We start from the raw sequence: 17,008 nt of genomic DNA on the forward strand, positions 1-17,008 counted from the left end.
CCCGGTTGAAGCCGCCTGGGTTCGAGTGGACCGGGTTCAAGCCGTCGAGGATCAAGCGGGCCGTGCTTCATGCCGTCCGGGCGTGCGACCGGGTTCAAGCGGACCGGGTTCAAGCCGTCGAGGATCAAGCGGACCGTGCCTCATGCCGTCCGGGCGTGCGACCGGGTTCGAGCGGGCCCGGTTGAAGCCGCCTGGGTTCGAGTGGACCGGGTTCAAGCCGTCGAGGATCAAGCGGGCCGTGCTTCATGCCGTCCGGGCGTGCGACCGGGTTCGGGCGGACCGGGTTCGAGCCGTCCCGGCTCAAGCAGGCCGGCCCGTACCCTCCTCCAGCGCGTGCAGCTGGTCGAGGAACCACTGGGCCGGTGGGAGTGCGGTCGCGGAGGCGGACAGTCGCTTCGAGCGTTCCGCGCGCTCCTCCGGTCCCACGGACAACGCCTCGTGCAGCGCCCGCGCCGTGCCGATCACGTCGTACGGGTTCACGGCGATCGCGTCCTCGCCCAGTTCCTCGAACGCCCCGGCCTCCCGCGACAGCACCAGCACGCAGCCCTCGTCGGAGAGGACCGGCACCTCCTTGGCGACGAGGTTCATGCCGTCCCGGATGGGGTTGACGAGGGCCACGTCCGCCAGGCGGTACGCGGCCAGCGAGCGGGCGAAGTCGTCCTTGACGTGGAGGACCACCGGGGTCCAACCCGGCGTTCCGTACCGGGAGTTGATCTCCTCCGCCACCCTCTGGACCTCGGCCGTGTAGTCGCGGTACACCGCGAGGTCCTGGCGCGAGGGGTACGCGAACGCCACGTGCACCACCCGCTCGCGCCACTCGGGGTGGTCGTCGAGCAGCTGCCGATAGGCCAGCAGGCCGCGCACGATGTTCTTGGACAGCTCGGTCCGGTCGACCCGCACGATCGTCTTGCGGGCGCTTCCGTCCGGCGCCTCGCCGATCTCGTCCCGAAGCGCTGTCATCCGCTCGGCCACGTCCGGCTGATGAGCACGCGCCCGCAGGAAATCCGCGTCCGCGCCCAGCCCGTGCACCCCGACCCGGGTCCCGCCGAGCCCCCCGGCGAACTCGGCACAGCACGCCTCGAACGCGTTCGCCCACCGTCGCGTGAGGAACCCCAGCCGGTCCGCGCCGAGCATCCCGCGCAGCACCTGCCCGGCGACGTCGTCGGGCAGCATCCGGAAGTACTCCGGCGGCGCCCACGGCGTGTGCGAGAAGTGGCCGATGCGCAGGTCGGGGCGGAGTTCGCGCAGCATTCCGGGTACGAGGGTCAGGTGGTAGTCCTGCACCAGGACCGCCGCTCCCGGCGCCGCCTGCCCGGCCAGTGCCTCCGCGAAGGCGCGGTTGTACGTCTCGTACGACGCCCACCGGCGCCGGAACTCAGCGTCGAAGACCGGCTCCAGCGGTGTCTGGTAGAGCATGTGGTGGACGAACCAGAGGACCGAGTTCGCGATGCCGTTGTACGCGTCCGCGTGCACGTCTGCCGGGATGTCCAGCATCAGCACGCCGTCCTCGCCGACCCCGCGCCGCACCGCCTCGCGGTCACCGTCGGACAGCGCCGAGCACACCCACAGGGCGCCGGCGTCCGGCCCGATCGCCGACAGCCCGGAGACGACTCCGCCGCCGCCCCTCTTGGAGTGCAGCGAGCCGTCGTCGCGCACTTCGTACGAGACCGGGCCGCGGTTCGACGCGACCAGCACCTTGGCCGCACCCTGCGCATCCTGCGTGGTAGCCATACGCCTCAACCTAGCCCGGCCCCGAAACGCTCAAACGTGCGGTTCCGCTCAGTGGCGGGTTCCGTATACGGCCGGGACGCAGCCCGCACCGGCCGTCATACGGTCGGCGTAACCGGCCTGTACGTCCTGTGCCGGACGTCACGCGACCTTCCGCGTCGCGTACTCCGCGATCTCCACCATCGGCGGCCGCTCCTCCGTGTCCACGGAGTACGTGCGCGGCTCGAACCCGTCCTCGCCCCGCTCGAACTGGGTGAGGGAGGGACGGATGAGGTGGCCGCGGGCCAGTCGCAGCTGGGCCGTGCGGTAGATCGCGGCGGACATCCGGCCGAGGGCCTGCCCGTCCTGGTGGCGGTGCTTGCGGACACCCACGTCCACCTGCGCCAGGGCGTCCAGGCCCACCAGGTGCAGGGCGTCGACCAGCATGCCCAGCTCGACGCCGTATCCGACGGGGAACGGGAGCTGTTCCAGCAGGGAGCGGCGGGCCGCGTACTCGCCGCCGAGCGGCTGCACGAATCCGGCCAGCTGCGGCCAGTGCATGTTCAGCAGCGGGCGGGCCATGAGTTCCGTGACCCGGCCGCCCTGGCCGGCCGCCCCGCCGAGCGGACGGTCGTACATGCCCTTGACCAGGTCGACCTCGGGGTCGGTGAGCAGCGGGCCGACGATGCCGGAGACGAAGTCGGAGGAGAACTCCTTCAGGTCGGCGTCGATGAAACAGACGATGTCCCCGCTCGTGACGAGCAGCGAGCGCCACAGGACCTCACCCTTGCCGGGCACGGCCGGGATGCGCGGGAGGATCTCGTCCCGGTGCACCACGGTCGCGCCCGCGGCGGCGGCCACCTCGGAGGTGCGGTCGGTGGATCCCGAGTCGACGACGACGATCTCGTCGACCAGCGGGACCTGCTGCATGAGGTCGTGACGGATGACCGCGACGATGTCGCCGACCGTCTCCTCCTCGTTGAGCGCGGGCAGTACGACGGAGACCGACTGACCCGTACGCTGCTTGGCGGCCAGGAGCTGGTGCAGTGGGCGATCGGTCACGGACCAGGAGCGGGTGCTCAGCCAGCGCTCGACTTCTTCCAGCACAGTCTGTGGCTCCTCACTGTTCGTGATCACATCTGCTGACCGTGTGATCCATCTCGCGGTTCGGACGACTATCTCAACTGTCCTGGCCTTCGGTTACAGTCTTGAACAACGCGGATGACCATCGCATGTCCGGGGTCAACCGCTGTTAACAACCGCATACAGCTCATCCAGAGGGGCAGAGGGAAACGGCCCGATGAAGCCCCGGCAACCCTCCAGTCGGCTCTCGTAGCGATCACCGCATCACCGTCGATCGGCTCCGCGAGGCTCCCGGCTAGGGAAGGTGCCAAATCCGTCTCACGGCGAGATGCGTCGTGAGGAAGATGAGGAGAAAGGGCCTCGCCTCACATGGCTGTGCAGACTGTTGCAAGCACCACCGATTCCACCGTAGACCTCGGTCCCGCCGCGGCGCTGTCCTGCCGCGAGTGCGGTCACCGCGTCCCGCTCGGCCCGGTCTTCGCGTGCGAGGAGTGTTTCGGCCCGCTGGAGATCGCGTACGACTTCTCGGCCTACGACACCGAGGAGCTCCGCAAGCAGATCGAGGCGGGACCCGCGAACATCTGGCGTTACGCCCCCCTGCTGCCCGTCCCCGCGGACGTGGCGGACAAGCCGAACCTCAACCCCGGCTGGACCAAGCTCGTCAAGGCCGACAACCTCGCGCGCGAGCTCGGCGTCACCGGCGGTTTGTATGTGAAGGACGACTCCGGTAACCCGACGCACTCCTTCAAGGACCGGGTGGTGGCCCAGGCGCTGGAGGCGGCGCGCGCCTTCGGCTTCACGACCCTCTCGTGCTCCTCGACCGGCAACCTCGCCGGTGCGGTGGGCGCCGCGGCGGCCCGCGCGGGCTTCCGGTCCTGCGTGTTCATCCCGCACGACCTGGAGCAGGGCAAGGTCGTCATGGCCGCGGTCTACGGCGGCGAGCTCGTCGGCATCGAGGGCAACTACGACGACGTGAACCGCTTCTGCTCCGAGCTGATCGGCGACCCGGCCGGCGAGGGCTGGGGCTTCGTCAACGTCAACCTGCGGCCGTACTACGCGGAGGGTTCGAAGACCCTGGCGTACGAGATCTGCGAGCAGCTCGGCTGGCAGCTCCCCGACCAACTGGTCGTCCCGATCGCCTCCGGCTCCCAGCTCACGAAGATCGACAAGGGTCTGCAGGAGCTGATCAAGCTCGGGCTCGTCGAGGACAAGCCGTACAAGATCTTCGGCGCGCAGGCCGAGGGCTGCTCGCCGGTGTCCACCGCCTTCAAGGCGGGGCACGACGTCGTCCGCCCGCAGAAGCCGAACACCATCGCCAAGTCGCTGGCCATCGGCAACCCGGCCGACGGGCCGTACGTCCTGGACATCGCGCGCCGCACGGGTGGGTTCGTGGAGGACGTGACGGACGAGCAGGTCGTCGACGCGATCAAGGTCCTTGCCAGGACCGAGGGCATCTTCGCGGAGACCGCCGGTGGGGTGACGGTGGGCGTGACGAAGAAGCTGATCGAGAACGGGGTTCTGGACCCGAGCCTGACCACGGTCGTGCTCAACACCGGCGATGGACTCAAGACGCTGGATGCGGTGGCCGGTACGGGGCTTACTGCGACCATTCGTCCCAACCTGGACTCGTTCCGCGAGGCGGGTCTCGTCTGACGGGCCTGTCCCATTGATTTCGTCTGCGGGCCGTGGGGGGCTGGTCGCGCAGTTCCCCGCGCCCCTGAGGGCGATTAGCTGACCGGAGGTCACACGTGAGCGTCAACGTCCGCATCCCCACCATCCTGCGCACCTACACGGGTGGCCAGGCCGAAGTGAGCGCCGAAGGCGCCACCCTCGCCGAGGTCATCGCCGACCTGGAGAAGAACCACACGGGTATCGCCGCCCGGGTTCTCGACGACCAGGGCAAGCTGCGTCGGTTCGTCAACGTGTACGTCAATGACGACGACGTCCGTTTCGAGCAGGGGCTGGAGACGGCGACGCCGGACGGTGCGGGTGTCTCCATCATTCCGGCCGTCGCCGGCGGCTGACCGAATGACCGATCATTACCATCGGTAACTCGCGTTACTGAGAGTTCATCGAATTGCCCCCTCCGTGAGAGAAGCGGAGGGGGCAATTCTGTGTGGTTGAGCGAGGTACAGTTGGGGAACATGCCGCCGATCCGCGGGTCGGCAGCCCTTCATTTCTGCCGTATGCCCGACAAGAAGTAGCCAAAGTGTGCGGGTTTTTTGCGGCTTTTGTTCCCTTTGCCGGGTCCGACTTGACCTGAAGTCAGGGGAATTGTCCCCACATTCCCGACCGGTCGTGCCCGGATTTCTCGTCCGATTGACCTGTTGCAGACGGCAGTTGGGCAGATACATTCAGCCGCGGTCGACGCGTTCCGGCGCACGCCCCCGACCGATGGGGGGTGAGGTCTGACCCGGATCCGCGAAGTGTGGATCTGTGCAAGGGCCAGTAATAGGGGAGTTAGGCATGGCTCAGGGCACCGTCAAGTGGTTCAACGCGGAGAAGGGGTACGGCTTCATCGCGGTCGACGGTGGTGCGGATGTTTTCGTCCACTACAGCGCGATCCAGATGGACGGGTACCGCACCCTGGAGGAAGGTCAGCGGGTCGATTTTGAGATCTCGCAGGGCCAGAAGGGGCCGCAGGCGGACATGGTCCGTCTGGCGACCAGCTGAAGCACGCGTCGACTCAACTCAGCGACGTTCTTCTTCGAAGGGCTCGCACCTTCCGGGGTGCGGGCCCTTCGCCATGTCCGGGGCCCCTTCGGTGGTCGTTCGGGACCTGTTCGGAGCCTGTTCGCCGGAGGCTGACCGCCCCGCCCGATCCCCGAGAGCCGCTTGCGCCCGCCCGTCGCCCGACCGCCACCCCTCGACGAGCGCCCGCTTCGCGAGCGCGCCTTGCACTCTCCTGGGTCGAGTGCTAATCATTGGCGTTAGCACTCTGAAGGTGAGAGTGACAATGAAGGACCGGGTCGGTGAGGCCCGCAGGCCAGGTGGGGCAAGGAACCACGAGGCATGCGTGCCGTCCGTCGCGGGCGCGGGCGCGGTCCGAAGGAATCACCCCCAGTCCTGGAGGGACCACTTCACATGGCCAAGATCATCGCGTTCGACGAGGAGGCGCGGCGCGGCCTCGAGCGCGGCATGAACCAGCTCGCGGACGCCGTCAAGGTGACGCTCGGCCCCAAGGGTCGCAACGTCGTCCTCGAGAAGAAGTGGGGCGCCCCCACGATCACCAACGACGGTGTCTCCATCGCCAAGGAGATCGAGCTCGAGGACCCGTACGAGAAGATCGGCGCCGAGCTGGTCAAGGAAGTCGCCAAGAAGACGGACGACGTCGCCGGTGACGGTACGACCACCGCGACCGTTCTCGCCCAGGCCCTGGTCAAGGAGGGCCTGCGCAACGTAGCCGCCGGCGCCAACCCGATGGCCCTGAAGCGCGGTATCGAGAAGGCCGTCGAGGCCGTCTCCGCCGCCCTGCTGGAGCAGGCGAAGGACGTCGAGACCAAGGAGCAGATCGCCTCCACGGCCTCCATCTCCGCCGCCGACACCCAGATCGGTGAGCTCATCGCCGAGGCCATGGACAAGGTCGGCAAGGAAGGCGTCATCACCGTCGAGGAGTCCCAGACCTTCGGTCTGGAGCTGGAGCTCACCGAGGGTATGCGCTTCGACAAGGGCTACATCTCGGCGTACTTCGCCACCGACATGGAGCGTATGGAGGCCGTCCTCGACGACCCGTACATCCTGATCGCCAACTCCAAGATCTCCTCGGTCAAGGACCTGCTCCCGCTGCTGGAGAAGGTCATGCAGTCGGGCAAGCCGCTGCTGATCATCGCCGAGGACGTCGAGGGCGAGGCCCTGTCGACCCTGGTCGTCAACAAGATCCGCGGCACCTTCAAGTCCGTCGCGGTCAAGGCCCCGGGCTTCGGCGACCGCCGCAAGGCGATGCTGAACGACATCGCCATCCTCACCGGTGGCGAGGTCATCTCCGAGGAGGTCGGTCTCAAGCTCGAGAACACCTCCCTGGACCTCCTGGGCAAGGCCCGCAAGGTCGTCATCACCAAGGACGAGACCACCATCGTCGACGGTGCCGGCTCCTCCGAGCAGGTCGCGGGCCGTGTGAACCAGATCCGCGCCGAGATCGAGAACAGCGACTCGGACTACGACCGCGAGAAGCTGCAGGAGCGCCTGGCGAAGCTCGCCGGCGGTGTCGCGGTCATCAAGGCCGGTGCCGCCACCGAGGTGGAGCTCAAGGAGCGCAAGCACCGCATCGAGGACGCCGTCCGCAACGCGAAGGCCGCCGTCGAGGAGGGCATCGTCGCCGGTGGTGGCGTGGCCCTCATCCAGGCCACCGCTGTCTTCGAGAAGCTGGAGCTCGAGGGTGACGAGGCGACCGGCGCCCAGGCCGTGAAGCTCGCGCTCGAGGCCCCGCTGAAGCAGATCGCCGTCAACGCCGGCCTCGAGGGCGGCGTCGTGGTGGAGAAGGTCCGCAACCTCACCCCGGGTCACGGCCTGAACGCCGCGACCGGCGAGTACGTCGACCTGGTCGCCGAGGGCATCATCGACCCGGCGAAGGTGACGCGTTCCGCGCTGCAGAACGCCGCGTCGATCGCCGCGCTGTTCCTCACCACCGAGGCCGTCATCGCCGACAAGCCGGAGAAGGCCGCCGCGCCCGCCGGTGGCGGCATGCCGGGCGGTGACATGGACTTCTGATCGGCCTGACGGTTGATCAACGTCCTTACCGAGGGCGGCACTTCCTGCGCACGCAGGGGGTGCCGCCCTCGGGCGTTTCAGCAGGGGGCGTAGTGCGACCCGACCGCGGGCTGCCCTGTGTAGTTCGGCCCGGCGGCCGGATCGGCACCGAGATACCGGAACGGGAGCGTCACCTCGCGCCCGCCGTCCAGGGTGAGCCGGTGGTGCCGGGCGCTGTACCGGAACCCGGCCGCGCGCAGGGCCGCGACCGCCGCCCGCCCCGCCGCCGACCCGTCGGGCCCGCGCACCGACTCCGGGTCGAAGTGCGCGGCCAGCAGTCCGTCGGGGCCGAGCCAGGTGGCGGCGCGGGTCAGAAGCCCGAGCTGGTCGCCGACGTAGTGCAGACCGTGCACGCAGGTGATCAGGTCGTAGGTCCGGGTCGGCGCCCAGGAGGACACGGAGGTCACGATCTCCTCCACGGTGGGCGGGGCCGGGGTGGGGGCGAGCGGGCCGACCAGGTCGACGCCGGTGAGTACCGCGTCACCGGGCAGGGCCGAGGCGGCCTCGCGCAGGGCGCGGCCTTCCCCGCTGCACAGGTCCAGCCAGGACGGGGCGGCGGGGCGGGCGGCGAGCCGGGCGAGGGCGTCGAAGCCCAGTTCACGGGCGTAACTGTTCACTCCGGCGAGACCGCGCTCGCGGTTCATCGTGTTGTTGGCGACCACGGAGGATCGTTCCAGCTCGCTCGCGGAGACCAGCGGGGACTGCGGCATAGGGGCATTCTCGGGGGCGGGGCGGAGCGGGGGAGTGGCCCGGCTCACAGTCGGGATCCGCGGGGTGCGGAATGTGGGGCAGCGCATAGTCGGTTGCTTAAGTAGCTGCAACAATGCGTGCGCACATACCGTCCGGTTTCCAGTCGCCGGCCGACCCAGCCACTCCCGAGGAGCCCCTGCGTGACCGTCACCGAGACCTCCGCCTCCCGTGCGGCCCAGATCCTGTCCCGGCCGACCGTGATCAACGGCCTGACCGTCCCCAACCGCATCGTGATGGCGCCGATGACGCGCATGTTCTCCCCGGGCGGCGTCCCCGGCGAGGACGTGCTGTCGTACTACTCCCGCCGGGCCGCCGCGGGCGTCGGCCTGATCGTCACCGAGGGCACCTACGTCGGCCACGATTCCGCCGGGCAGAGCAGCCGGGTCCCGCGGTTCCACGGTGAGGAGCAGCTGGCGGGCTGGGCGAAGGTCGCCGAGGCCGTGCACGCGGCGGGCGGCACGATCGTGCCGCAGCTGTGGCACATCGGCATGGTGCGCAAGGAGGGCCAGTCGCCCTACCCCGAGGCCCCCGCCGTCGGCCCCTCCGGCCTTCGTATCGGCGAGGACGAGGTCACCGGCAAGGAGATGACCCAGCGCGACCTGGACGACGTCATCGCCGCGTTCGCGCAGGCCGCGGCGGACGCCGAGCGCATCGGCTTCGACGGTGTCGAACTGCACGGCGCCCACGGCTACCTCATCGACCAGTTCCTGTGGGCGGGCACCAACCGCCGCACCGACGCGTACGGCGGTGACCCGGTCGCCCGTACGAAGTTCGCGGCGGAGATCGTGGCCGCCGTACGCGAGAAGGTCTCGCCCGACTTCCCCGTCATCTTCCGCTACTCGCAGTGGAAGCAGGAGGCCTACGACGCCCGGCTCGCCGAGACCCCGGAGGAGCTGGAGGCCATCCTGACCCCGCTCGCCGCGGCCGGCGTCGACGCCTTCCACGCCTCCACCCGCCGCTACTGGCTCCCGGAGTTCGACGGCTCCGACCTCAACCTGGCCGGCTGGACGAAGAAGATCACCGGCAAGCCCACCATCACCGTCGGCTCGGTCGGCCTCGACGGCGACTTCATCGGCGCCTTCATGGGCGAGGGCTCCACGGTCAAGGGCATCGACGACCTCCTGGACCGCCTCGAAGCCGAGGAGTTCGACTTCGTCGCCGTCGGCCGGGCGCTGCTCCAGGACCCGGAGTGGGCGGCGAAGGTCCTGGCCGGCCGCTTCGACGAGCTGGCGCCGTACGACGCGGCCTCGCTGAAGACCCTGAGCTGAGCCCCAACTCGCGGCTAGTGTCGGAGAGATGAGAATCCTTCATCTCTCCGACACTCATCTCGAACGCACCGACACACCCAACAAGTACGGCGTCAACGCCACCGATTCGCTGCGGCTGATGCTCGCCGAACTGCGCCATCTCCGGGACGTGGACGCGGTCGTCGTCACCGGGGACCTCGCCGACGACGGAGCCGTGGAGGCGTACACGGCCGTACGGGATCTGGTGGGCGAGTTCGCCCGGCGGCTCGGGGCACCGGTGTTCTGCACGACCGGCAACCACGACGAGCGGGACGCCTTCGGCAAGGTGCTGGGCAGCGGGCACCCCGAGCCGGAGGTGGTGCTGGAGTCCGAGGCGTCGGAGCGGGCCGCGGTGAGCACGGTCGGGGGCCTGCGGTTGGTGACGCTGGACTCGCTGGTGCCGGGGAAGGTGTACGGCGAGCTGAGCGCGCGCCAACTGGAGTGGCTGAAGGGTGTGTTGAGCACCCCGGCCGAGCGCGGGACCGTCCTCGCCTTCCATCACCCGCCGATCAGCCTCGACATCTCGGCGACCCAGCCGTTCTTCGGATTGCGGAACCCGGGCGAGCTGGCGGAGGTGATCCGGGGCAGTGACGTACGGGTCGTGCTGACCGGGCACTACCACCTCCAGCTCTGCGGGCTGCTGGAGTCGGTGCCGGTGTGGGTAACGCCGGGCGTGGTCAACCGCATCGACCTGACGGCCGCGCCCGGAACGGAGCGAGCCGTGCGCGGGGCGTCGGCCTCGCTGGTGGAGCTGGACGGGGCGGCGGGGCCGATGTTCCACACCTTCCATGCGCGCGACCCCCGGGCCCACGAGACGGTGTACGAGCTGGACGAGCAGCGGGTGCGGTCGTTCGTGGAACGGGAGGCCTGAACGGAACAGGAGGGGCGAAACCCTCTCGGTTGAGTAAGTCAATCACCTGACTTAAAGTTGCCTCGGTCAATTAGGTGTCATTCCCGCGCGTATGCCGACGGAGGCCGACCCATGTCCGACGCACCGACCCGTACCGCCGAGCCGGACGGAGGCTCCGCCCCGCCGAGCTCGAACGCCGTGGTGGCGGTGCTGGCCTTCGCCGGGATCGTCGTCTCGCTGATGCAGACCCTGGTCATCCCGATCGTCCCGGAGCTGCCCAGGCTGCTCGACGCCCCCGCGTCGGACACCGCCTGGGCGGTCACGGCGACGCTGCTCGCGGCGGCCGTGGCCACGCCGGTGATGGGGCGGCTCGGCGACATGTACGGCAAGCGGCGGATGCTGCTGGTCAGCGTCGTGCTGCTGGTGAGCGGCTCCGTGGTCTGCGCCCTGAGCGAGTCGCTGGTCCCGATGATCCTCGGGCGGGTCCTCCAGGGCCTGGCCTCCGGTGTGATCCCGCTCGGCATCAGCATCATGCGCGACGAACTCCCCGCCGAGCGTCTCGGCTCCGCCACCGCCCTGATGAGCGCCTCCCTCGGCATCGGCGGCGCGCTCGGTCTGCCCGCCGCCGCCCTGATCGCCGACAACTTCGACTGGCACGTCCTGTTCTGGACGTCGGCCGGGATGGGCGTCGTGGCGCTGGTGTGCGTGCTGCTGTCGGTGCCCGAGTCCAAGGTGCGCACGGGCGGCCGCTTCGACCTGGTCGGCGGCATCGGCATGGCGGCCGGGCTGGTCTGTCTGCTCCTCGCCATCTCCAAGGGCGCCGACTGGGGCTGGGGCAGCGGGACGACGCTCGGTCTGTTCGCGGCGGCCGTGGTCCTCCTGGCGGCGTGGGGCTGGTGGGAGCTGCGCACCGAGCAGCCGCTGGTCGACCTCCGTACGACGGCCCGCCGTCAGGTACTGGTCACCAACCTGGCCTCGATCGCCGTGGGCTTCGCGATGTTCGCGATGAGCCTGGTCATCCCGCAGATCCTCCAGCTCCCCGCGCAGACGGGCTACGGCCTCGGCAAGTCGATGCTGGTGGCGGGCCTGTGCATGGCGCCGTCGGGCTTGGTGATGATGGCGACGGCCCCGCTCTCGGCCGCCCTCTCCCGGACCAAGGGCCCGAAGGTCACCCTCATGGCCGGTGTCCTCATCGTGGCCGCCGGCTACAGCCTCAACATCGTCCTGATGTCGGAGGTCTGGCACTTCATCCTGGTGGCCTGCGTCATCGGCGCCGGCGTCGGCTTCGGGTACGGCTCGATGCCCGCGCTCATCATGAGCGCCGTGCCCGCCTCGGAGACGGCCGCCGCGAACAGCCTCAACACGCTGATGCGGTCCCTCGGTACGTCCACGGCGAGTGCGGTCGCGGGCGTGATCCTCGCCCAGATGACGACCAACCTCGGCGGGTACGCCCTCCCGTCCGAGAACGCCTTCAAGGTGGTCCTGGCGGTGGGCGCCGGGGCGGCGCTGCTGGCGTTCGTGGTGGCGTCGTTCATTCCGCGGCAGGGGATGACTGCCGCCGGGGCGCCGGTGGCGGAGGGCACTGCGGAGAAAGCGGCGGCGGCGACGTCGTAGCTACAGATTCCCCATCGGCTCGATGTCGACCTTCACCGGCGTACCCCAGACGCGCAGCACCTCGTAGTCCGTGAACTCGTGCACGAGCCGGTAGGCCATGGCGGGGCGCGGGCCGCGGCGCTGGGCGGCGAGATACAGCTCGGCCTCCCGGCGGTCGCGGCGCGGGGTGCCGCAGAGCTGCCACTCCTGGCCGTTCCACAGCTCCGGCAGCCAGCGCTGCTGGGGCTGGGGGCGGTCGCCGCGGACGCCGTAGCGGGAGGGGGCGGGGTGCTCGGGGGAGCGGGGGACCGCGGGGCCGGTGCCGTTGAACTCGGAGCGGCGGGCGGCTCGGCGGCGGGTCTCGCAGAGCAGGCAGAGGTCGGGGGCCGCGGGGTCGACCGGGCCGGCGGGGTGCTCCGGGCAGCGGGTGGTGCGGGCGGCGGTGCTGACGCTCTCGTCGAGGAGATCGAGGGCGCGGCGCAGGTCCGCCTTGACCTCGTGCAGCCTGGCATCCGGGGTGTCGGCGGTGAGGGCCTCGCCGTGCTCGCCGAGGAGGCGGAGGGCTCGGCCCAGAGCCGTCAGTTGTGCGTGGTTCATGGATGCCAGTCTGCCGGGTCTGCGGAGGGTCAGCCCATGGTCTTGGCGCCGTCCAGGGACTCGCGGATGATGTCGGCGTGACCGGCGTGCTGCGCGGTCTCGGCGATCACGTGCAGCAGGACCCTGCGGGCCGACCACCGGGCACCGGGCTCGTTCCACGGGGCCTTGGGCAGCGGGTGCGACGCGTTGAGGTCGGACAGGCTGTTGACCAACTCGTCGGTGCGGCGGGCCACTTCGGCGTAGTCGGCCAGGATGCCTTCCAGGGTCTCGCCGGGCAGCATCCGGAACTCGTCGGCGCGCTTGGCGAAGTCGGCCTCGGTCATGGCGGTGAAGTCGGGCATGGCCGACGGGCCCTGCTGGATGAAGTCCGCCCAGTGCCGCTCCACCGACGCGACATGTTTGACCAGGCCACCCAGGCACAGCTCGCTGGCGGTGGTCCGCTGCCCGGCCTGCTCGTCGGTGAGGTCGCGGGTGGTGAAGCGCAGGAAGTGCCGGTGCTTGGCCAGCGCTTGGAGCAGGTCGGCGCGCTCGTCGGTGGCGGCGGGGGTGGCGGTGGTGGTGTTCGTGGTGTCCTGCATGGTCTCGTCCCCTCCAGGGGTTTCCGGAGTCCAGGGCTTCCTGCTCCCTCGGTCGAGACCACGTTAGGAGTTATTGAGGTCAGTTTCTGTCCTCAATGGGAAAGCTTCGTCAGAGCGACTCGGAGGCGCGGTTCAGGCGGTCGTACTGGTCCCGGCTGAGGTGTACGGCGTCCGCCGCGACGTTCTCCTCCAGGTGCGGGGTGCTCGTCGTCCCCGGGATGGGGAGGATCACCGGGGAGTGGGCGAGGAGCCAGGCGAGGACCACCTGGGTCGGTGTGGCGTCGACCTCCTTGGCCACGGCGGCGATCTCGGCCCTCGCCCCCGAGGTCCCCGCTGCCACGGGCCGCCACGGCAGGAACGCGATGCCCGCCGCCTCGCAGGCCTTCAGTACGGGTTCGTGCTCGCGGTCGAGGAGGTTGTAGCGGTTCTGGACGCTCGCGATGTCCACGACGGCGCGCGCTTCGGCGAGTTCGGCGACCGTCACCTCCGACAGTCCGATCCGGCCCACCTTGCCCTCGTCGCGCAGGTCGCCCAGGGCGCCGAGCTGGTCGGCGAGCGGTACGCCCGGGTCGAGGCGGTGGAGTTGGAGCAGTTCGATGCGGTCGAGCCGGAGGCGGCGCAGGGCCTCGTCCACCTGGGCGCGCAGATCGGCCGGCTCGCCCGCGTGCCGCCAGCCCTCACCGGTGGTGGTGCGGCGGATGCCGACCTTGGTCGCGATCACGAGCCCTTCCGGATACGGGTGCAGGGCCTCGGCCAGGAGATCCTCGTTCGCGCCCCAGCCGTACATGTGCGCCGTGTCGATCAGCGTGACACCCAGCTCCACGGCACGCCGGGCGACCGCGAGGCAGGCCGGACGGGTCTCGGCGGAATCGGGCCGCAGGTGCATCGCCCCGAACCCGAGCCGTCGTACGTCCAGGTCGCCGCCGATAAGAAACGTCGTCGTAGCCGTCATGCGCCCACGCTAACAACGGAGTTGACTCAGCTCCCCGCTGTTTTCAGCGCCGCCCGCAGATGACCGCCCGCCCTGGACAGCAGCCCGTCGGCGGTGGGCCCGTCCACGCCGGCCAGCAGGATCAGGATCGCCGTCTTCACCTCGCCGCCCGCCTCGGTCAGCGCCCGCTCGATGTCCGCGTCGGCCGCGCCCGTGGCCAGGGCGACGATACGGCGGGAGCGGGCCCGCAGCTTGTCGTTGGAGGCGCGCACGTCGACCATCAGGTTTCCGTACGTCTTGCCGAGCCGGATCATCGTGATCGTCGAGAGCATGTTGAGGACCAGCTTCTGGGCCGTGCCGGCCTTGAGGCGGGTCGAGCCGGTCAGCAGCTCCGGACCCACGACGATCTCGATGCCGTGCTCGGCCGCCGCGGCGAGGGCGCTGCCGGGATTGCAGGACAGCCCGATCGTCAACGCGCCCCGCGCCCTCGCATGGTGGACCGCGCCGATCGCGTACGGCGTCCGCCCGGAGGCGGAGATGCCGACGACCGTGTCGGCCGGGGTGAGCGCCAGGGCGTCGAGGTCGGCCCGGGCCAGTTCCGCGGAGTCCTCGGCGCCCTCGATCGAGGTGACCATCGCTTCCGGACCGCCCGCGATGATCCCGACGACCTGGCCCGGCTCGGTGCTGAAGGTGGGCGGGCACTCGGAGGCGTCGAGCACACCCAGGCGGCCGGCGGTGCCGGCACCGGCGTAGACGAGACGGCCGCCGCGGGCCATGCGCTCCGCGATGGCGTCGATGGCGGCGGAGATCTCCGGCAGCCGCGAGGCGACGGCACCCGGCACGGAGGCGTCCTCAGCGTTCATGAGCCGGGCGATGTCGAGGGTGGGGAGCTGATCGATCTCGGCGAGTTCCGGCCGGAACGCCTCGGTGGTCAGGCTCTCCAACTCGGCGCGGAGGTCACGGGGGTTGGATGTCGAGGTCATGAGGGACGGCTCTTTCTCATGTGCGGTGTCCTGTCCGACCTTCAGGGGCGCGGGGCTGTGTCCATGTGCGGCTCCGCCGCGTGGGCGCGACCAGCCACACACGACCCGCAGAGTCCCGCGAACGGCCGGGCCTACGGTCTTATCTGCGATGCCGATGCGCCAGCGCCTCATAGGACGCGGCCAACGCAGGCGCCGCCGTCTCATAGGTCTTCTGCGCCACCCCCACGAACAGGCAATCCACCACGAGCAGCTGACTCGTCCGGGACGACATCGCCGCCGGCCGCAACTCACTCTCCCGCGCGGTCGACGTGGTCAGTACATGGTCGGCGTACTGAGCGACCGCGCCATCAGGCCGCCCGGTGATCGCGACGGTGGTCGCCCCGCGCTCGAACGCCACCCGCAACGGCTCGATGACATCCCCCGTCGACCCGGAGTGCGTGATCGCGATGGCCACGTCACCGGCCCGCAGCTGCACGGCATTGGTCACGGCGAGATGCGGGTCGCTGTGCGCGTGGGCTATCAGCCCTATCCGCAGCAGCTTCTGGGTGAGGTCCTGCGCCACCAGCCCGCTCGCGCCGACGCCGTACACATCGATCCGGCGGGCCGTGGCCGCGGCCGCCACGGCCGCTCCCAACTGGGCCGTGTCGAGGCCGGCGGCCGTGTCGGCGAGGGTCTGCTGCTCGTCGTAGGCGAGCTTCGCGACCACGTCGGCGATCGGGTCGTCCACCGCGATGTCGGTCGTTATGGCGGGGGCGCGGCCCGACTGCTGCTGTGCGGCGAGGCCGGCGAGGGCGAGGCGCAGGTCGCGGTAGCCGGGATAGCCGAGGAGGCGGGCGGTGCGCACGACCGTCGCCTCGCTGGTGCCGGTGAGTTCGGCGAGGCCGGTGACCGTGAGGGCCGAGCAGCCCGCCGGGTCGTTCGCGACGGCTTCGGCGACGCGCTGCATGGAGCGGGTCATCGACGGGGCGAGCGTGCGCACCTTGGCCGCGAGGGCGGCGGGGGCGGGCGCGGGCCCTCCCAGAGCGCTGCCGAAACTTTCCTTCACATCCTGGGTCACGTATGAAAGATATTTTCGGCTCGGCGTCGTGGTCAAGAGTGCGCACAATAGGTCCATGGAAGCCATCACTCCGCTGGAGCAGGCGCTGCACCGGGCCCGTGCGCTCGTGCTCGCCGACCTGGTCGCGGGCGAGGTCGCCGAGGCGGACGTCGTGTCGCTGGTCGAGGAGTCCGTCGTGCAGCGGCGCTGGTGGGTGGAGCAGTGGCCGGACGGCGCCGAGTACGTGGCCGGGCTGGTCGCCCAGGACGTGCAGGACGCGCTCCTCGACCGGTACGGGCGCTGGCCGCTGTGCCCGGTGTGCACGTCGGGGGACCCGCACGCGCTGGACGTCGAGCCGGAGCTGGGGCCCGATCCGCACTGGGTGTGTCACGAGGCCGGGGTGAAGGTCGCCGCGGTGGGTGCGCTCGCCTCCGCCATCCCCGGCGGCGGGCCGTCCTCATGAGGCACGCGTGACGGTCTACATCGACCCGCCGACCTGGCCGGGACACGGGCGGATGTGGTCGCACCTGGTGAGCGACGTGTCGTACGACGAACTGCACGCGTTCGCCGAGAAGTTGGGCGTGCCACGGCGGGCCTTCGAGCGGGACCACTACGACATCCCGTCCCATCGGTACGCCGAAGTGGTCCGCGCGGGTGCCGTGGAGGTCAGCAGCCGTGAGGTGGTGCGGCTGTTGCAGGGGGCGGGCTTGCGCAGACCGAAGGGACGGGAGGCGGGCTAGCGCCCCCTCGTCCCTCGGTCCCCTTGCCCATACGCCGCCAGCGCACCCGGGCTCCTTGGGCTCTTCGCTCCCGCGCGCGGGGTTCCTCGGGCTCTTCGCCTCCGCGGCCCGGGCTGCTTGGGCTCTTC

The 17,008-nt window shown here is 70.2% G+C and carries 17 protein-coding genes and 1 riboswitch; of the genes, 9 read left to right on the forward strand and 8 right to left on the reverse strand.

The genetic code is table 11. The features are described 5' to 3' along the window. Nucleotides 1-300 precede the first annotated feature (300 nt). Nucleotides 301-1,731 (reverse strand): alpha,alpha-trehalose-phosphate synthase (UDP-forming), encoded by a 1,431-nt coding sequence (locus tag ACZ7L6_RS20995; protein ID WP_471926003.1) that lies wholly within the window; start codon nt 1,729-1,731, stop codon nt 301-303. Between the two features lie 138 nt (nt 1,732-1,869). After that, nucleotides 1,870-2,814, reverse strand: a complete 945-nt coding sequence (locus ACZ7L6_RS21000; RefSeq protein WP_471926005.1) for a glucosyl-3-phosphoglycerate synthase — start codon at nt 2,812-2,814, stop codon at nt 1,870-1,872. 160 nt (nt 2,815-2,974) lie between these two features. Further along, nucleotides 2,975-3,141, forward strand: a riboswitch (SAM riboswitch). An 18-nt stretch (nt 3,142-3,159) separates the two neighbouring features. Between ACZ7L6_RS21000 and thrC the strand changes: the two genes are divergently transcribed. The 4 genes from thrC to groL all read left to right on the forward strand — a co-directional run bounded on the left by thrC (nt 3,160) and on the right by groL (nt 7,497). Further along, the gene (gene thrC / locus ACZ7L6_RS21005) at nt 3,160-4,443 is read left to right on the forward strand and encodes a threonine synthase (protein WP_471926007.1); all 1,284 of its coding nucleotides are present in this window, start codon (nt 3,160-3,162) and stop codon (nt 4,441-4,443) included. Between the two features lie 95 nt (nt 4,444-4,538). Continuing rightward, a complete protein-coding gene (locus ACZ7L6_RS21010) occupies nt 4,539-4,814 on the forward strand; it encodes a MoaD/ThiS family protein (RefSeq protein ID WP_058924632.1) in 276 nt (91 codons plus the stop codon). Between the two features lie 442 nt (nt 4,815-5,256). Continuing rightward, nucleotides 5,257-5,463, forward strand: a complete 207-nt coding sequence (locus tag ACZ7L6_RS21015) for a cold-shock protein (RefSeq protein ID WP_019057200.1) — start codon at nt 5,257-5,259, stop codon at nt 5,461-5,463. A 411-nt stretch (nt 5,464-5,874) separates the two neighbouring features. After that, entirely contained in the window at nt 5,875-7,497 is a 1,623-nt protein-coding gene (gene groL, locus ACZ7L6_RS21020; protein WP_433042641.1) for a chaperonin GroEL, read from the forward strand. Nucleotides 7,498-7,574: 77 nt separating this feature from the next. On the opposite strand, the gene ACZ7L6_RS21025 is transcribed toward groL, so the two are convergent. Then, nucleotides 7,575-8,246 (reverse strand): class I SAM-dependent methyltransferase, encoded by a 672-nt coding sequence (locus tag ACZ7L6_RS21025; RefSeq protein ID WP_471926008.1) that lies wholly within the window; start codon nt 8,244-8,246, stop codon nt 7,575-7,577. A gap of 180 nt (nt 8,247-8,426) precedes the next feature. Between ACZ7L6_RS21025 and ACZ7L6_RS21030 the strand changes: the two genes are divergently transcribed. The 3 genes from ACZ7L6_RS21030 (at nt 8,427) to ACZ7L6_RS21040 (ending at nt 12,036) form a co-directional block, all read left to right on the forward strand. Then, nucleotides 8,427-9,554, forward strand: a complete 1,128-nt coding sequence (locus ACZ7L6_RS21030) for an NADH:flavin oxidoreductase (protein WP_471926009.1) — start codon at nt 8,427-8,429, stop codon at nt 9,552-9,554. 28 nt (nt 9,555-9,582) lie between these two features. Then, on the forward strand, nt 9,583-10,443 hold the full coding sequence (locus tag ACZ7L6_RS21035) for a metallophosphoesterase family protein (protein WP_471926010.1): 861 nt from the start codon (nt 9,583-9,585) through the stop codon (nt 10,441-10,443). 111 nt (nt 10,444-10,554) lie between these two features. After that, the gene (locus ACZ7L6_RS21040; protein WP_471926011.1) at nt 10,555-12,036 is read left to right on the forward strand and encodes an MFS transporter; all 1,482 of its coding nucleotides are present in this window, start codon (nt 10,555-10,557) and stop codon (nt 12,034-12,036) included. Here the strand turns inward: ACZ7L6_RS21040 and ACZ7L6_RS21045 are convergent, their stop codons facing one another. From ACZ7L6_RS21045 to ACZ7L6_RS21065, 5 genes are all read right to left on the reverse strand, one after another. Continuing rightward, nucleotides 12,037-12,612: a hypothetical protein gene (locus tag ACZ7L6_RS21045; RefSeq protein ID WP_471926012.1), complete on the reverse strand. Its 576-nt coding sequence runs from the start codon at nt 12,610-12,612 to the stop codon at nt 12,037-12,039. A 29-nt stretch (nt 12,613-12,641) separates the two neighbouring features. After that, entirely contained in the window at nt 12,642-13,190 is a 549-nt protein-coding gene (locus ACZ7L6_RS21050) for a DinB family protein (protein WP_471926014.1), read from the reverse strand. Nucleotides 13,191-13,299: 109 nt separating this feature from the next. Further along, complete coding sequence (locus ACZ7L6_RS21055) at nt 13,300-14,142, reverse strand: aldo/keto reductase (RefSeq protein WP_471926016.1); 843 nt, start codon at nt 14,140-14,142, stop codon at nt 13,300-13,302. A 26-nt stretch (nt 14,143-14,168) separates the two neighbouring features. Further along, a complete protein-coding gene (murQ, locus tag ACZ7L6_RS21060; RefSeq protein ID WP_471926018.1) occupies nt 14,169-15,104 on the reverse strand; it encodes an N-acetylmuramic acid 6-phosphate etherase in 936 nt (311 codons plus the stop codon). Nucleotides 15,105-15,243: 139 nt separating this feature from the next. Further along, on the reverse strand, nt 15,244-16,161 hold the full coding sequence (locus ACZ7L6_RS21065; protein WP_471926020.1) for a MurR/RpiR family transcriptional regulator: 918 nt from the start codon (nt 16,159-16,161) through the stop codon (nt 15,244-15,246). 55 nt (nt 16,162-16,216) lie between these two features. Between ACZ7L6_RS21065 and ACZ7L6_RS21070 the strand changes: the two genes are divergently transcribed. Both ACZ7L6_RS21070 and ACZ7L6_RS21075 read left to right on the forward strand, forming a co-directional pair. Further along, entirely contained in the window at nt 16,217-16,603 is a 387-nt protein-coding gene (locus tag ACZ7L6_RS21070) for a hypothetical protein (RefSeq protein WP_471926022.1), read from the forward strand. A gap of 7 nt (nt 16,604-16,610) precedes the next feature. Then, nucleotides 16,611-16,880 carry a DUF4031 domain-containing protein gene (locus tag ACZ7L6_RS21075; protein ID WP_471926024.1) on the forward strand — a complete coding sequence of 90 codons (270 nt, stop codon included), beginning with the start codon at nt 16,611-16,613 and terminating at the stop codon, nt 16,878-16,880. Nucleotides 16,881-17,008 lie beyond the last annotated feature (128 nt).

It is taken from the genome of Streptomyces sp. NPDC107522 (genome assembly GCF_055657525.1).

Excerpts from the sequence above, each read along its gene's own strand:
- ACZ7L6_RS20995 (WP_471926003.1), bottom strand. The coding sequence starts at position 1,731 with ATGGCTACCACGCAGGATGCGCAGGGTGCGGCCAAGGTGCTGGTCGCG.
- thrC (WP_471926007.1), top strand. The coding sequence starts at position 3,160 with ATGGCTGTGCAGACTGTTGCAAGCACCACCGATTCCACCGTAGACCTC.
- ACZ7L6_RS21015 (WP_019057200.1), top strand. The coding sequence starts at position 5,257 with ATGGCTCAGGGCACCGTCAAGTGGTTCAACGCGGAGAAGGGGTACGGC.
- groL (WP_433042641.1), top strand. The coding sequence starts at position 5,875 with ATGGCCAAGATCATCGCGTTCGACGAGGAGGCGCGGCGCGGCCTCGAG.
- ACZ7L6_RS21025 (WP_471926008.1), bottom strand. The coding sequence starts at position 8,246 with ATGCCGCAGTCCCCGCTGGTCTCCGCGAGCGAGCTGGAACGATCCTCC.
- ACZ7L6_RS21035 (WP_471926010.1), top strand. The coding sequence starts at position 9,583 with ATGAGAATCCTTCATCTCTCCGACACTCATCTCGAACGCACCGACACA.
- ACZ7L6_RS21040 (WP_471926011.1), top strand. The coding sequence starts at position 10,555 with ATGTCCGACGCACCGACCCGTACCGCCGAGCCGGACGGAGGCTCCGCC.
- ACZ7L6_RS21045 (WP_471926012.1), bottom strand. The coding sequence starts at position 12,612 with ATGAACCACGCACAACTGACGGCTCTGGGCCGAGCCCTCCGCCTCCTC.
- ACZ7L6_RS21050 (WP_471926014.1), bottom strand. The coding sequence starts at position 13,190 with ATGCAGGACACCACGAACACCACCACCGCCACCCCCGCCGCCACCGAC.
- ACZ7L6_RS21055 (WP_471926016.1), bottom strand. The coding sequence starts at position 14,142 with ATGACGGCTACGACGACGTTTCTTATCGGCGGCGACCTGGACGTACGA.
- murQ (WP_471926018.1), bottom strand. The coding sequence starts at position 15,104 with ATGACCTCGACATCCAACCCCCGTGACCTCCGCGCCGAGTTGGAGAGC.
- ACZ7L6_RS21070 (WP_471926022.1), top strand. The coding sequence starts at position 16,217 with ATGGAAGCCATCACTCCGCTGGAGCAGGCGCTGCACCGGGCCCGTGCG.